We start from the raw sequence: 16,130 nt of genomic DNA, 5'->3' as shown, positions 1-16,130 counted from the left end.
ATTACCCCTCTCCTAAAGGTTTTTGATCTTTTCTTCTAGAAACACCATTTGCTGGTTGAGCAAGCTTCGGTAAAAATACAGTGAAAAGAATGATAATCCCAATGACTATAATGGAAAGAAAAATGAAGATAAGAAGATTGTTGCTTGAGCTTTCTTCCTCTTGAAAAGAGGTGTTCGTTTGTACTTTTGTCTCTTTGTCGCCTGAAGTAAATAGCTTTAATTCTACCGATCTTGCTGCTACCGTACTATTCTCTCCTCTTTCAGCATGTTGAAATAAGAACGAGGAGTCGTTTCGATCAGGTAACTTATTTCTACCATCAAAATAGATATTAAATTGCTTAACAGGAATAGTATTTTTCATTTCGGTCTTCTTTACATCGTGTAGATAATCGGTATTCTTCTTGAATTCTAATTTTTCATATAGCAAAGGTTCTAATTCATCAATTGTTTTATTTTCATCTGCTAGCACTTCTCCACTTTTAAAAAAACAGAGTAGTGCTGCACAGAAGATAATCAAAATAATTTTGTTAGCTTTCATAGGCTTCATCTACAGTTGTAGCATTTTGGCCATTATTCTTGCTCACAAAATACGAAATTACTAGCATCACTATAGCAATAGCGCCTGTAATAATTACTCCCACCAAAAAGTTTGTGTCTGCCTCATATTTAATAGATAAATATACATTCGATAAAATATCTGGAACACTTACATCTGGAACTGCAAGTATTAGTAAAGGAACGATATACACACACATAAGTGCTATACTAGCCAGCCAGCCTGCTGCCTGACCAAATTCTAATGCCGCTCGAACTATAGAAGCACTTGCCAATAGCAATAGCACTGTAAAAATCGTCCACTGAATGGCACGTTCATCATTAAGAATATACATATTGACACTGTATAAGCTGATAATTATTCCTACTAGAACGGATAAAATTATCGTCATCGCTACGCGAAGCCCAATTGCCCCATCCTTTAATTGATAAGTAAAATACCCTATTAATAAACTGCTAATGAGTAATATGATAAATAAAATAACTGGCGGAACTTTTTGTCCATCTTCTGATACGGCAGTTGCTCCTTTTACTCCTAATGGATTAACAAAATGGTTAAATGCATATCCATTCTCCTGTCCATCCACATATGTGTTAGCTAGGAAACTTTGTATGTCTCCATCAAAGTCGGTCATTGCATCCACGTTAGTTTCCCATTTGCTACTAAACTCGTTAGAAGTTGACTTAATATCATCTGCTTTAGCATGTAAATCATTCGCATAATTCACTAGGTTATTCTGGCGCTCTGATAAGGTGTTCATCATTTCGCTAAGTGAAAGAAGCTGATTACTTACATTTTGTTGACTAGAAACAACCTCTCCTTCACCTACCGTTTGTTGAGGCTCACCAGTGCCTAACATAGTAGCTGGGTTTTGAATCTGTTGTAGCAAAAGATTTGCCTGCTTATCAATAGTGTCTAAATCATTGAGTAGTGATAAATGCTGTTCTTCTACCGTTTCTCTTTGACCTGACATAATAGCCGCAAACGTTGTGCTAAGGTCTGTCATACCTAATTGCGTTTGCGGAATACTTTCTTCAACCGCAGTCCAGCTTTCTAATTCCAAATCTTTTACGTCTACGACATTTTTTAGTAAAGCAGTTAAAATTTCATCCTCAAGCAGTGCATCCTTATTGACGCTATCTCCACCTTCATTTAATGTGAATTCGAACTGCTCTAGTGTTGCGTAATAGGACAATAAAGAGCTTAGCTCCGTATTGGTAACTCTTTTACTAAATAATTCTTGTAATCTAGTTTTCTGTTCTGCTGTTAGTTGAGCGTGATTCAATAGAGCTTCTTCTTTTTGGCTAATCTCTAATCCCAATCTCACTGTATCAGCCGGATAGGTGTCGATGATTTGTTGAACGGATTTGTATTCTCCATATACCGTATTATAGTTAGTTAAAAGATTTTTATATTCCTCAGTTGCTGCAGCATAATCATTTGTTCCTTCTTGCTTTGAGTTATTCCAAATACCTTCCTTTTGAGAAATAAGAGCAGTAACATTCGTCAGCTCTCCTTGCAGCTGCTCTAAATCAGTTACTAAAGTAGAAGTAGGGTCTGTTTCTGCTACTTTTGTTTTTAAAGATTGTAGCGCGGTCAGAATTTCATTGACCTTTGTACGCTCTTCCTCTAAGCCTGGAAGAAGAGTTTCCGACTTAGCTGCAGCCTTGCGCTCCATTTCTTCGCGAATTGTATTTAGCTGCTGTGGATCTGTCCCAATATCCATTAGACCTAAAACAGCTGTACCATTCTTTCTAGCCTCAATTCCTTTTTCTAAACTATTAAGAACAGAGAAATTGTAACGATCAATTGCAGTTTTTTGGACGGCAAGCAGATCATTCAATTGTCTGTCTACCTCACCTTTTCTTAGCTCAGACAAAGCATTAAATTTTTCTTGATTGACATCTATGATTTCATTGACCTTATATATTTCATCGTTTAACTTTTCATTGCTTTCTTCAAGCTGTTGTACTGTTTTGTTAAATTTCTCCGCCTGCGAAAATGCCGCTACTTTTATCTTGGCCAAGCTATCATCCTGAACCTGCTTCAAAATTTCTTTTTGGCTATCTTGGAAGACTTTATATTGCTGAACATAGCTTATAAATCCATCCATTTGGTTACCAAAGGTCTCTGCGTTTTGAATTCTAGATGCATGGGAATTATTTGCGGAGCTGATCGTGGAAAGCAATCCGGCCATTTGCTCTTTTTGTCGTTTCATTTCCTCAGCAAGCGTTTCAGATTCAGGTTTATAGTAATCAGACATTGTCGTTAAAAACTCAGTCTCTTTACCTAAAATGTTGGCGAATTCCTTTTTGATGTGATCCATCTCTTGAGCCACATACGTCCAATATAGAGTTGATACTTTTTCATTCACTCGATTGCTAGCTGACTCTATTTCATGTAGTACACGCTCTTTACGAAGACCAGCCTTTTGAGAGTGCACTTTATACGAAAACTCTGCCTTGGCAGGGTTTTGCTGATCATAGGACATAATATTGGATGAAAAGTTAGAAGGAATATACACGATTGCCTCATATTGATTGGATTTTAGCCCATTCTCAGCAGCCCCTCGACCAACTACCTTCCATTCATATGGTGAGTCGGTAGCTAGAATTGTAACTACCTCTACCCCCATGTCAATATTCTCCTGCCCCTTTGTAATACCTTGGTCCTCATTTACAATTGCGATAACCCGTTTATTTGGGTTATCCAAATCCAATATACTGACCCCCATCAGTTGGAAGAACAAAATAGGGAGAGCTAATATTAAAACAATCCCAGCAACTATTTTCCACAACCCCGAGCTTTTTAAGTTTTTCATTGCGTGATCTTCCTCTCCATCTTACATAACGGAATTAAAACCTTTGTAGCATTTCCATTGAATACGTAATGAGCATAGCCTAGTGGCAGCTCAGCCTCTTTTCTTTCATAAGGAACTGTATATAGCGTTTGCTCCGATTTTTTCATAAAGACTAATCCTTGTCGAACTAGCTTCAATTCATTAGTGAACGCATCGAATCCCTTAGTTATTTCTGAATTGTTAGCAGATACAATCACATTAAAGCCTAGATGTGTATATTTCTTCATAAGCTTAGATAGGCGATCTTGGATGCCCACATCTGCCACCTGTAAAAATCTTGTATAGCCATCAATGATAAAGTGAGCAGGTATAATCTTTGGTGATTGACCATTTTGTAAGCTCTCTAGATAACTGTTTTCTACCTCTGTGTAATGTTGCTCTACGCGTGCAATCCATTCGATCAATCGATCCTTCGTTTCCAAATATTCCACCTGTGGATCGTCTGAGAAAGTTGCAAGTCCCCGATCGAATGAATCAAAGATAGCAACAAAACCATTCTCTTGGTCCATTAATTGGTGTATTAACCACTTGATTGTGTTCGTTTTGCCTCGTTGAACAGGTCCGATTAACATTAGATGACGATTCTTTTTGAAGTTAATCATGATTGGTCGAACCGTCTCTTCGTCTAAGCCCAGTGGAACCATACCTTGGGCAGGCTTTTCTTCTAGATAATTTTGGAAGTTGTTGCTGCTTAGCTCAAGCGGCAACATTGGTATAGGCTTAGGACCTTGCTGACTTGCATAAGCAGCTCTTAATGTTTGTACTTCTGATTTTAAAGATTCAAGTACCTCAAAATCATCTTTCCCTTGCACTGGTAGGAAAAGCTGTGCAAATTTAGCGTCTTCCTTCTTAATAATGGCTCTCCCTGGGAAAGGCTCTAAGTCAAATGGGACTCTACCGATTACACCGTAAGACTCCGTGTTATCCATTAGATAATGAACTATTTTCGTTTTTAAATTGTTCATGAGAGACTGTCTGATCGATTGCACTCTAGTTGCGGAAATAAGAAGATGAATACCTAAAGATTGACCGTCTCGACCAAACTGTATCAGCTGTGCTTCTAGCTCTTCCATTTCTTCACGCACAATATCGTAATTATCCACGGCAACATAAATTAATGGTAAAGGAGTATCCGATAATTTATTGTACATATGGATATTGCTTACCTCGGCATTTTGGAAGGCTACCTTTCTATTGGAAATTTCATCTTTTAATAGCTTAACTAGCTTGTCACGCTTTAATTCCTCATCCATGGTAAAGTAATCCGCCGTATGCGGAAGTCGTTTTAAAGGAAGAAGGGAACCATTTCCGTAATCTAAAATATATAGATGAGCCTCTGTAGGTTTAAGATTCTGCGCTATGCCTAGTAGGATTCTTAATAGGGTATACGATTTTCCATATCCAGAGGAACCAAAAATACCTACATTCCCATCCTTCTTCCACTCGTAATAGATTGGATTTTGTGCCTGTTTTTCTGGTTCATCAATCATACCTAACAAAAATGAATCCTTTTGTGGTTCTGCATACTCGAACGGGGTGATTCTTAATGCTAAAGGAGGCAGCCACGGACTTTGTAGCTTTTGAATTGACATATCATCTTGCGTTTGTGCAATTTTAGCTGCCATTGCTTCGATTTCGGTCATATTGCTTTTTTTCTTACTTACCTTCGTTTCGATTCCGGTAAGCGGAATGAGTCCTAAATCAGTTACAACAGCAATGTCTTCTTCTCCTTCAAGTGTTTCCTCCATATAAGGTGCCCCGCTCCAAGCCGATTGGAATAGCTCATAAACCTCGTTGTTCCCTACCTGCAAATAACCTCTACCTGTGACTGTAATAGAAGCAGCATCACTATTTTTTAGGATTTCTTTACTATCATTTGCATCTTGTACCTTCAGAGCAACACGAAAACGAGCGTTACTCCAAATTTGCTCATCAATAATCCCGCCAGGCTTTTGAGTTGCCAGTATTAGATGAACTCCTAAGCTACGCCCAATCCGAGCAGTACTTACTAGCTCTCGAATAAATTCTGGCTCCTCACTCTTTAGCTCCGCAAACTCATCAGAAATAAGAAATAAGTGCGGGAGAGGCTCTAATGCCACACCATTTTTATAAAGCGTTGTATAGTCATCAATATGAGAAACCTCATAGCGATCAAAGAGCCTCTGTCTCCGCTTTAGTTCGCTATTAATCGAAGCAAGGGCACGCATACTAAAGTTCTTACTACCTTCAATATTTGTGATTGTTCCTAATAAGTGAGGAATATTCTTAAATGGCTGAGCCATACCTCCTCCTTTATAGTCGATTAATAGAAACGCAACCTCATGTGGGTGGAAATGAACTGCTAGCGATAAAATATATGTTTGAAGGAATTCACTTTTACCAGAACCTGTCGTCCCTGCCAACAATCCATGGGGACCATGAGCTTTTTCATGCAAATTTAAATGAACAAGCTCTTTCTTACCCTTTAATCCAATGGGAACGGCTAATGATTTAGCTGATTCATTCATTTTCCAGTATTGGCTAATCGGAATATCATCCACATCTTTGACGTCGAACATTTCTAAGAAACTTACAGAATTAGGAATAGAATTTTTCATCCCAATTTGATGATTTAAAGTTCTTAGCATACGAGAAAATCGTTCATTCGTAGCTGAATCGTACTCATCCAGATGAAATGGCTTGTTAACTGCCTTCCCTTCTTCTATTAAAATATCTCCTTCTTGTTCATTTACATATCGGACAAGTGTATGAACATTCTCAGTCATTCGTTCCTCAGCAGATTCCGCAAAAATAACAGAGAAGCCTAATTCTCTCGTGTCTTTTTTCTCTAAATATTCCATAATGACATGCTCCGCTATTAAGGAGGTATCCGAGATGATAAAAACAAGATGGGGAGCAAATCTCACTTTCCCTTTCATCTCATCGACGTCGCGTTCTCGAATTATTTCATATAGAGAAGAAAGAAGTTGATCGCGAGTTTCCTCGTTATGGATCAAGCCTTTCGCGTGCATATTTGGAAGGGTGGAATGGGGAAGCCACTTCATCCATTCATAATCCTCATATTCTTCATGTTTAAAAATATTAATAAAACGAATATCATGATAGCTATGAGCAAATGCCAATTGTCCAATAATCTGTTGAAGCTCGCGTTTAATAACACTTTCCTTACCTATCAAACCTAAAATACCTTTATGGAGGTCAGTTGTGACTGGCGCAGATGGAATCGTTTGATATACTTTTTCCATTCTTTGAGCCTCTTCTAACAAATCATCGACTTCTCTGTTTGCCAGGTCTCCTGATGTAAGCTTTATCTCGTAGCTAGAAGGAATTTCCCCCTTACCCAATCTAAACTGTAGGAAGTCATGACTCTCTAAGCTTTTTTCCCAAATACGACCGGATAACTCCTCAGTCATTTGTTTCATTTCGTCGAATGAAGGAAAATGATATTCTAAAACAAATTTTTGTTTTTCGGAGAGCTCATACAACTCTTCACGCAAATTAGCCATATACGCTGCATATACTCTTCTTCGCTTCTCTTCGTTTTCTTTTCGCTTTTTTCGTTCCTTAAAATAGTTAATCGTCGAGGTTACAAGAACCGCCATGAACATCGTAATGGAGATAATGACAAATAGTCCTCGTGGTACAAAGATCGTGATTGTACCTATCGCAATAAGCATTACAAGTGGTAGGGCAATCGTTAATAACAAACTTCTTCCTGTTGAATCACTTTCCTGAGCTGGAAAGGATATGGATACTTTATCCTCCGGGAGGTCATATATCATCCGAGGAGTTCGTCTATATTCAGGATACATACTATATCTTTCGGATTTGGGAAGCTCTATTTCAGGTAGTAAACTTGTATAGTTTGAGCTAGTAACTACCTCGATTAAATCCCTTTTAACGAGCTTTATCTCCATGAAAGCCCATTGAAGGACATCCCCTAATTGGATAATTTGATTTGCTTGACATCTTTTTCCGTTCAAATATAAGGGACAAAGAAAATCCTTCTTTATTATCCAACCATCATTAATTTTATTTACAGAGAAATGTCCAAGCTCTATCTCAGGAAACTGTAAATTATGACGATAAAACGTTGCATTATCCCCTTTACTGTCAAAAGATACCTCATTTTCATAGTCGGTATAGTATGTCTTTGCTTGGAGCGCAGCTGATGTTATATAGAGCTTTAGAAATCTTTCTCTTTGCTCGATCGTTAAACTGTTTTCATCTGTTAACTCACCAACCTCCTGGGACCCATCGTTAACTACTAAACGATTTTCCTTTTTTTCTATCTTAATTTCTCCAAAAAGAAACGGAAAGTTTTGTACGGTCACATCGTGCTCAATAGCTGGGCCAATGGTAAGCGCTGTGAAGTCTTTTTCTTTTAGTTCTATTCGTTGATAATCTTCTCCATAAAACACCCATAGCTGTAACAATCTGAACACCTTCTTTCAATCACTCATAATTTTGTGCGAGCAAATACTGAATACATAATAAAACGAATAGAACGCTATATGTCGTATTTACAATGTTAGTTCTTAGAATTTTCTTCCGCTTCTTTTTCAGCCTCTTCTGCTTCTAACATTAATTTTTCGTATTCTTCTACCTCTTGATCTATTTCATTAAGCTGTATTTGCATTTCTTCCCCACTCAGATCCTTATCTGCCTTAACTTCTTCACGTCTTTTTAATAAACCAAATGTAATTAACTCACCGTCTTCCATTCCTCGCGCTAGGTCAACGGCCTCTTCTGCCTCCCCACGCCCTAAATGTATCCAATATTTTAAATAGGAGGAATCGGTCTGTAACGTGATATTGGATAGTACGTTTTTCTTCTGTTCCTCATCAAGTCTTTCATTTGTTACAGAGGCGTAAGCTAGCTCATAAAGAACAACATAAGGCATCCCTTTTACGCTATATGGACTTAATAATGTCACTACCTGACTATAATTCTGGCCAAGAAAGTATTCGTGACTCAATGTATATGCCTCATGTTTAGGCTTTTCATGTACGAAATAAATAATAGTAAATATGATTGCAGGAAGAATTAAAATGCCTAGACCTATAGCTAAATATTTTGTCCAATTCCATTTCTTTCTTGGTAGTTTTACATTGCTCCTTTCTTTTATTTCTAGTTGTTCCATTTGTTCTGCAATGTAGTCTAAAAGGGATTGACTATTCTTCATCCCCATTATGGTAGCTCCAATTTCTTTTAGCTCTAATATTTCGGAGTACTTTAAATACTCTTCAAAGGTAAATGAACCATCAATTGCAGCTGCTACTACTGCTTTTGTCTCTAGCCAAAGCCTCTCTTCATCCGTTTCATATGGCGGAAGACTCCCTAGAACACCGTAGTAGAGAAACATCGGCTCAACAGCCTTGCTATATACAATATTTTCAGGACATACAATCAGATTTAATCGAGGATATGGATGTGAGTATACTTTTTCTACTAGCTGATAACCAAGCATCCATCTGGATTTTTCCTCTTCCCTCTGAATGTCTTTAAAACGCATATAATCCTTTGGAATCATTGCCTGAAGAATTAGCTCGTCATCTGTGATAACTATATCTTTAGATATTTTAGGATTTACTTCTTTTAAGAAGATAATTTCCTCTGTACGTTTAAAAGCAACTCGTTCCTTCTGGAATACAAATGTGGTTTTATTTGATTCTTCATTTATTTCCGCACCGGTTCTGTTTTTTAAATATGTATAAGTTTTAATTGTTTTAGCTCTTTGTTTAATCTTTTCTTTCTTTTTAGAGGCCATATCCATTTCTCCTTAAATGATTTCAATTCGATCGCCGGTCGTAATTCCACAGTCAGACATAGTTAAATGCCCTGGAAACAACTTATCTTTGTTTACCACGCGTATCCAATGCCCTTCTCGCTTTGGTTCTGAGATGGAAGCAGCCTGCCAGGCAATATCAATCATTTTTTTCATCGTGTAATAATCGGATAGCCGGAGGTCAATAATTTTCCCGTTATACTTAGAAAGGTCTACTGTAATCTCTATATACACATATCTCACCTCTCGAAAAGAGTATTAAAGCTAACCAAAATAGAAGAAAAAGAAGGAAAAGCGCCTTCCGCAGTGGAATGACGCTCTATGTTTTCATCCTTCACATTGCAACTCTTACCCTCTGATTTGGCTAGCAATTTGTTGGTCAGCATCTTGAAGAGCTTGACCAGTACGACTTAATTGCACACTAACCTCACTTAAAAGCTCACGCATATCGTTGAAATGCGGTTTAAGTCTTTCATATTGTTCTGCAAAGGCTGCACTAGAAGCACCCTCCCACATGGATTGCAATTCGCCAATCATTCCGTCCAAACGGCCGATTTGAGAAGCAACCTCACTTGACTCATGACTGTAACGTGATGACATAGCATCCAATTCTGCTGGTGTTACGCGAATAATTCCTGACATTCATTACATCTCCCTTGTGTTTAAGTTTTTTAGCAATTTATAAAATAACTGTGATAGCTAACGTAAAGAAGTTCTTTATGTTCCTCCACAGGTACTTCCTCTTTTTACTCCTTTATCCAATTAGATTACAAATATTTTACATAAAATATTTGTAAATGGATATATTTTACTTTTTGATACTTTTTACCATGAATTATACTAAATAAATCCAATTCTTATAGTCTTATCCCCCTGTTTGGCAATCTATAAACCTATTAATAAAAATATTTTTTAAGGGGTATAAAACACATTATTTCCATTGCCTAATATAATAAATAACATTCTCTTTTTAAGGAGTCAAAGAATTCCAAAATTGCTATTTTTAATTTCTAGCACTAATAACTCACAGACTTTCGTCACGTTTTTTTAATAATTAAAATTTATAACAAATTTCTAGCTATTATCTCCATAAAAACTTTTTCTAAATATCAACATTTTATTATCCTTAACATAAACCAAGTAATTTGCCTCATTTTCTGTAATATAGCATCGCCCAAATATCTTAGTTCAAAGATACTTGAACCTATGACAAATCCCAACTCAAACTCCATCACTAAACACCCTTATATTACAAAAGTGTTACAGGTGCCAGGCACCTGTAACACTCCTGACACGATTATCTATTTAATATATAGAACTGAAAAAACCATCATCTATTTTTTAATAGATGATGGTTTTTAATTTAGTAAGTATAGAACCCTTTGCCAGTTTTTCGACCAAGTTTACCCGCCCTTACATTTTTTCTAAGTAGAGGTGGGACTCTGTATTTGCTGTCTCCAGTTTCTTCAAACAATGTTTCTGCTACTGATAAAAGTGTATCTAAACCAATCAAATCAGCTAATGCTAGTGGACCGATTGGTTGGTTTGTTCCAAGCATCATACCTTTGTCTATATCCTCAGCGGTTGCGATTCCCTCGCCTAAGACAAAAATTGCTTCATTGATCATAGGAACTAGAATACGGTTAACAACAAATAACGGAGCATCTTGTATCGTGATACTTTCTTTCCCGATGTGCTGGACTAACCCTTTCACCATTTCATACGTCTCATCACTTGTATCAGAGCCTTTTATAATCTCTACTAGCTTCATCACAGGCACTGGGTTGAAGAAATGCATTCCGATCACTCGGTCCGGACGCTCAGTTGCTGCTCCTATTTCTGTTATGCTAAGGCCTGAAGTGTTAGAAGCTAGAATTGTCTTTGAATCACAAATAACATCTAATTCAGCAAACACTCTTTTCTTTATTTCGCTGTTTTCTAATATAGCTTCTATTACGATGTCTAACCCTACTAGCTTTGTTTTATCAGCTGTAAATGTGATTCTACCTAGCACCTGTCCAATTTCACTAAACTCTTTGTTCTCTTTTTTATAGAGTCTCCATAAATTAGCATCAATCGTGGAAGCTGCTGTTCTCAGTGTTTCGTTGTCAATATCGCATAGCGTCACTTCATGCCCTGCTGAAGCCATCACTTGTGCGATTCCGTTCCCCATGGTTCCTGCTCCTAATACACCAATCTTCATCATGGTTACCTCCTAAAACTCTAAGATGTTCTTTCTAACTTCTCTTTTGATATAACTATTTAAAGCCACTTCAATTATCAGAAAATTGCCCGATAATATTATTATACTTCCAATAGAAATACTTATCTAGCGAAACATGATAAATATTGGTAAATTATTATTAGCCCTAGGGACAGCTTATAGAATCCTTGCATAAATTTCTTCCTTAGCTCACATTTTCAATAATAATAGCAATACCTTGACCGCCACCGATGCAAAGGCTGGCTATCCCATACTTTAACCCTCGTCTTTTTAGCTCATATGCCAAAGAAATAAAGATACGTGTTCCGCTCGCTCCAACAGGATGTCCCAAAGCAATTGCTCCCCCATTGACGTTAGTCTTTTCTCTGTTAAGACCTAATTCTTTTTCCACAGCTAAATATTGAGAGGCAAATGCTTCATTTATTTCTACTAGATCCATATCCTCTAAAGTTAAATCTGCTCGAGAAAGTGCTTGTTTAATTGCTGGAACGGGACCAATTCCCATTATGGAAGGATCTACGCCAGCTATGCCCCAAGACACAATTTTTGCAATTGGCTTTAGACCATGCTCATCTACAGCTTCTCCGCTTGCAATCACTACTGAGGCAGCACCATCATTAATGCCGCTTGCATTACCAGCAGTAACTGTACCGTCCTTCTGAAATGAAGGCTTTAATGAAGCGAGCTTTTCTGCAGTTACCTGACCTTTAATATGCTCATCCTGATCGACTAAAGTTGTGCCCTTTCTACTCGATACTTCAACGCCTACGATTTCCTCTGCAAATCTACCAGACTCTTGTGCATAGGTTGCACGTTTTTGACTAAGTAGAGCAAACTCATCCTGTTCTTCTCGTGATGTTCTGTATTGTTCTGCTAATTTCTCCGCAGTCAACCCCATACCACTTCCGATGTACTCATCCGTTAACGTGCTCAGTACCATATCTTCGTACTTCATTGTTCCCATTTTGCTACCACCAAATCTAGCAGTAAAGTTTGCATAAGGTGACATCGACATATTTTCTGCACCACCAGCAAGAACTATATTAGCTTCTCCCAGCAAAATCATTTGAGCCGCAGAAACAATAGATTGACAACCGGAGCCACATAGGCGATTGACATTCATGGCTGGAACCTCAATTGGTATTCCTGCTTTTAAACCGATATGTCGAGAAAGAAAAGCGGCGTTGGTGCTGGAATGTATGACATTTCCGTAAATAACATGATCTATTTGGTCCGGTTTAACTTGTGACCGCTCCATCGCCTCTTTTGCAGTTACTGCTCCTAAATCATCCGCTTTTACACTTGCTAGGGACCCACCAAAACTCGTAAAAGCCGTCCTTGCACCATCAATTAAAAATACTGTTTTCATATTTTCCTCCTAACCGTTTCGAAGAGAATTCTTCAAAACCTTTCCGCTTGCATTTCTAGGTAAGCCATCAATGAAATCTACCTCTGCTGGCATCTTAAATTTCGCTAAGTGTTTGGAACAAAAAGCTAAAACCTCTTCTTCCGTAGTTTGCTGACCGTCTTTAATCACTGCAAACGCCTTCGGAACCTCTCCGTAAACCGGGTGAGGGACCCCTATTACAGCAGCCTCTAGCAGTTTAGGGATTTGATACAATACCTCTTCTACCTCGACTGGATACACGTTTTCACCACCGCGAATGATCATATCCTTTTTACGATCTACAATATAAAGCAGACCCTCTTCGTCAAACTTCCCAAGGTCCCCGCTATATAGCCAGCCATTTTGGATAGCTCTGTTTGTCTCTTCCTCATTTTTTAAATAGCCCTTCATGACCTGAGGACCTTTTATAACTATTTCTCCAACCTGCCCAGTCGGCAAAGACTCACCAAACTCATCGACAACTTGAACTTCGGTCAGCGGTAGAGGTTCTCCAACTGAACCCACTTTTTCCAAAGCATAATAGTCCTTCAACGTAGTTGCAGCTGGAGAGTTTTCCGTTTGACCATACAGATTTTGTACATTTACCGTTGGAAATAAAGCCTTCACCTTTCGAACAAGTTCATAGGGCATAGGAGCAGCTCCATAAGTCAATAACCTTAAGTGAGGAAGCTTCATCTGCTGAATTTTTGGTGTGTTTAATAGAATGCTATACATTGCTGGAACGCCAAAGAAAATGGTAATTTTCTCTTTCTCCATCGTATTTAACGCTTGCTCTGGAGAAAAAGCCTCTTCTATGACAATAGTTCCTCCCGCATAAATAACTGGAATGCTAAATACATGACTTGCTGCACAATGAAACAGCGGAGCTACTATTTGCATTCTATCCCTGCCATTCAGCTCCATTGCCTCTCCCCATATTTGTGCCGTCGAATATACATTCTTAGCAGATAGCATTACTCCTTTAGGCTTGCCAGTAGTTCCTGAAGTATAAAAAATCACACTTGTTTTCTCTTCCATTGGTGGTATTTCATTCATCTGTATACTCGAGTCTCCAAGGATGGCTTCTAGCGTGTTATCTTCACCAACCTCAAGTACATCATGAAAACTTTCAAATGTCTCCGTAATTTCATTTAGCACAGATTCTAATCGAACGTCATATATAAGGGCCTTTGCCTCCGAATGCTTGAATATATACTCTATCTCAGGAGCAGCTAACTTGGTGTTGACTGGCATCACCGTAAAACCACCTAGCTGACATGCGTAATAACAAACTAAAAAATAATCGGAGTTTTGTAGGTATAGGGCGATAATATCCTCTTGTTTATAGCCTTTTTCTTGAAAGTAACCAGCTAGACGTTTTGCTTGCTCATAAAACTCCCTATAGGTTGTCTCTTTTCCATTGAATTGCGTGATAATGTGATTAGGTTGCTCCTTTACATGCCATGCCAATTTTTCAGTAATAAACATATTAACCAATCCCCTTTTTAATTGATTAGACTTACTTCATTACTTTCAATAGATAATCACTATAAATATTTTGCAATTCTAAAAGAGAATTCTCCCCATCTTTCTTGTACCATTGCTGAATCCAGTTTAAGGATCCCAATAAAAGCATTCTTGCCATCTTAGATTCTTTAATGCTAAACTCTCCACAGTCAATTCCTGCTATAATAACGCGATCGAACCAACTAGCGTATTCATTTCTTTTCTTCAAAATCGGATGAAGCTGATCTGTAGAAAATGTTTCATCTGGCTTGATAATCATATTAAAGGATTCCTTCTCTAGCACCGCATATTTAATATGAACAGCAATCATTTGGCGAAGTATTTCTTCATTTGAAATACCATTATGAAAAACCTCTCGAAGCTCTCCGATGGCTTGTTCCAGTACTAGCTCATGACATTGGAAAATAAGATCTTCCTTATTTTTAAAATAATAATAGAGTGATCCCTTCGTCATTTGTAGCTCAGCTGCTATTTCTTCCATCGTGGCTCGCTGATATCCCTTTTCATTCATAATTTTGACCGCTGATAAGATAATTTCCTCTTTCTTCTTCCTGATTTTATTCTCAGAGAGCGTCAAAATAGAACCTCCTTGCATGCCTTATAGATCTAGCTTTTTAGCTATAATTGTTTTCATGATCTCCGTCGTACCGGCGTAAATACTAGCTACTGGAATATCTCGATATCTTCTAGCAATCTCATACTCTTCCATATACCCGTAGCCACCGTGTAGATGTAAGCACTCTGCTGCAACACGTTTTGCCATTTCACTAATCCACCATTTAGCCATAGAAACTTCCTTGACTAAATCTTCGCCATCAATATGACGCGCTGTCAATTGGTTTATATAGGTTCTTCCGATATCAATTTCCGTTGCCATTTCAGCAATTTTAAATTGGGTGTTTTGAAATTTACTAATAGACTGTCCAAAGGCTTTTCTACTTTTTACATAATCTATCGTGATTCGAAGCATTTCCTCTGCTTCCACCTGACATTGAATAGCCACAATCAGTCGTTCTTGTTGAAGGTTTTGCATTAAATAATAAAAGCCTTTGCCCTCTTCCCCAAGTAAATTTTCTACGGGAACTTTGACGTCCTCAAATATTAATTCACCAGTGTCTCCACTATGAATCCCAATTTTATCTAACTTCTTCCCATGCTTGAAGCCCTCCATCCCCTTTTCCACAACAAGTAAGCTAATACCTCTGTGGGCAGGCTGAGCTGTTGGATCTGTCTTACAAACCACGATAGCAAAATCAGCTATCGTACCATTTGTGATAAAGGTCTTTTCTCCGTTTAAGATATAATGGTCACCATTTCGACGTGCATATGTTTTGATACCTGCCAAATCAGAGCCAGCACCCGGTTCAGTCATACCAATCGCATTTATTAGCTCCCCACTAACACAACCGGGTAGCCATCTTTGCTTTTGCTCTTCTGTTCCAAGCTCCGCGATGTAAGGGCTTACAATATCAGAATGGAGGCACATACCACTAGCTAAACCCTGTCCAACACGTTCCAACTCTTCTATTAACACCATAGAATAAGAGAAATCCAAGCCTAATCCGCCATATGTCTCATCGACCCAAGGACACAAGAAACCATTCTCCCCCATCTTAGTCCAAAAGGAACGAGGTATCTCTCGCTCAGCCTCCCATTTCTCATAAAAAGGATAAGCCTCCTTATCTAACATCTTCCTTAAAGACTTTCGAAACAGCTCATGCTCCTCTGTTAAAAACGTACCCTTCATTTAATCACACCCTTCCGTATATTATTCAGAAAATTGTCATT

11 protein-coding genes are annotated in these 16,130 nt (G+C 38.1%); all 11 read right to left on the bottom strand.

All coding sequences use genetic code 11. From position 1 onward, the window contains the following. Position 1: 1 nt before the first annotated feature. Positions 2-538 (bottom strand): type VII secretion protein EssA, encoded by a 537-nt coding sequence (essA, locus tag MHB55_RS04895; protein ID WP_191963887.1) that lies wholly within the window; start codon positions 536-538, stop codon positions 2-4. Next, the gene (gene esaA / locus MHB55_RS04890) at positions 528-3,377 is read right to left on the bottom strand and encodes a type VII secretion protein EsaA (protein ID WP_340862734.1); all 2,850 of its coding nucleotides are present in this window, start codon (positions 3,375-3,377) and stop codon (positions 528-530) included. Before esaA ends, essA begins: the two co-directional genes overlap by 11 nt. Further along, on the bottom strand, positions 3,374-7,852 hold the full coding sequence (essC, locus tag MHB55_RS04885; protein WP_340862733.1) for a type VII secretion protein EssC: 4,479 nt from the start codon (positions 7,850-7,852) through the stop codon (positions 3,374-3,376). Before essC ends, esaA begins: the two co-directional genes overlap by 4 nt. 95 nt (positions 7,853-7,947) lie before the next feature. Then, positions 7,948-9,186: a type VII secretion protein EssB gene (gene essB, locus MHB55_RS04880; RefSeq protein WP_195761942.1), complete on the bottom strand. Its 1,239-nt coding sequence runs from the start codon at positions 9,184-9,186 to the stop codon at positions 7,948-7,950. Between the two features lie 12 nt (positions 9,187-9,198). Further along, positions 9,199-9,438 carry an EsaB/YukD family protein gene (locus tag MHB55_RS04875; protein WP_151111032.1) on the bottom strand — a complete coding sequence of 80 codons (240 nt, stop codon included), beginning with the start codon at positions 9,436-9,438 and terminating at the stop codon, positions 9,199-9,201. A 114-nt stretch (positions 9,439-9,552) separates the two neighbouring features. Continuing rightward, positions 9,553-9,846 (bottom strand): WXG100 family type VII secretion target, encoded by a 294-nt coding sequence (locus MHB55_RS04870; protein WP_144537407.1) that lies wholly within the window; start codon positions 9,844-9,846, stop codon positions 9,553-9,555. Positions 9,847-10,567: 721 nt separating this feature from the next. Next, positions 10,568-11,407, bottom strand: a complete 840-nt coding sequence (locus MHB55_RS04865; protein WP_186318104.1) for a 3-hydroxybutyryl-CoA dehydrogenase — start codon at positions 11,405-11,407, stop codon at positions 10,568-10,570. A 205-nt stretch (positions 11,408-11,612) separates the two neighbouring features. Then, a complete protein-coding gene (locus tag MHB55_RS04860) occupies positions 11,613-12,797 on the bottom strand; it encodes an acetyl-CoA C-acetyltransferase (protein ID WP_340862732.1) in 1,185 nt (394 codons plus the stop codon). Positions 12,798-12,806: 9 nt separating this feature from the next. Continuing rightward, complete coding sequence (locus tag MHB55_RS04855; protein WP_340862731.1) at positions 12,807-14,303, bottom strand: class I adenylate-forming enzyme family protein; 1,497 nt, start codon at positions 14,301-14,303, stop codon at positions 12,807-12,809. A 31-nt stretch (positions 14,304-14,334) separates the two neighbouring features. Beyond that, entirely contained in the window at positions 14,335-14,919 is a 585-nt protein-coding gene (locus tag MHB55_RS04850) for a TetR/AcrR family transcriptional regulator (protein WP_229653932.1), read from the bottom strand. Positions 14,920-14,940: 21 nt separating this feature from the next. Beyond that, positions 14,941-16,089 (bottom strand): acyl-CoA dehydrogenase family protein, encoded by a 1,149-nt coding sequence (locus MHB55_RS04845; RefSeq protein ID WP_340862730.1) that lies wholly within the window; start codon positions 16,087-16,089, stop codon positions 14,941-14,943. Positions 16,090-16,130: the final 41 nt, after the last annotated feature.

The organism is Psychrobacillus sp. FSL K6-1267, assembly GCF_038003265.1.
GTDB classification, from domain to species: domain Bacteria; phylum Bacillota; class Bacilli; order Bacillales_A; family Planococcaceae; genus Psychrobacillus; species Psychrobacillus faecigallinarum.
The sequence above is the reverse complement of the archived record's forward strand: the minus strand, read 5'-3'. Positions and strand labels throughout refer to the sequence as shown.

Coding starts and splice junctions, on each gene's coding strand:
- essA (WP_191963887.1), bottom strand. CDS start 538: ATGAAAGCTAACAAAATTATTTTGATTATCTTCTGTGCAGCACTACTC.
- esaA (WP_340862734.1), bottom strand. CDS start 3,377: ATGAAAAACTTAAAAAGCTCGGGGTTGTGGAAAATAGTTGCTGGGATT.
- essB (WP_195761942.1), bottom strand. CDS start 9,186: ATGGCCTCTAAAAAGAAAGAAAAGATTAAACAAAGAGCTAAAACAATT.
- MHB55_RS04870 (WP_144537407.1), bottom strand. CDS start 9,846: ATGTCAGGAATTATTCGCGTAACACCAGCAGAATTGGATGCTATGTCA.
- MHB55_RS04865 (WP_186318104.1), bottom strand. CDS start 11,407: ATGAAGATTGGTGTATTAGGAGCAGGAACCATGGGGAACGGAATCGCA.
- MHB55_RS04860 (WP_340862732.1), bottom strand. CDS start 12,797: ATGAAAACAGTATTTTTAATTGATGGTGCAAGGACGGCTTTTACGAGT.
- MHB55_RS04855 (WP_340862731.1), bottom strand. CDS start 14,303: ATGTTTATTACTGAAAAATTGGCATGGCATGTAAAGGAGCAACCTAAT.
- MHB55_RS04845 (WP_340862730.1), bottom strand. CDS start 16,089: ATGAAGGGTACGTTTTTAACAGAGGAGCATGAGCTGTTTCGAAAGTCT.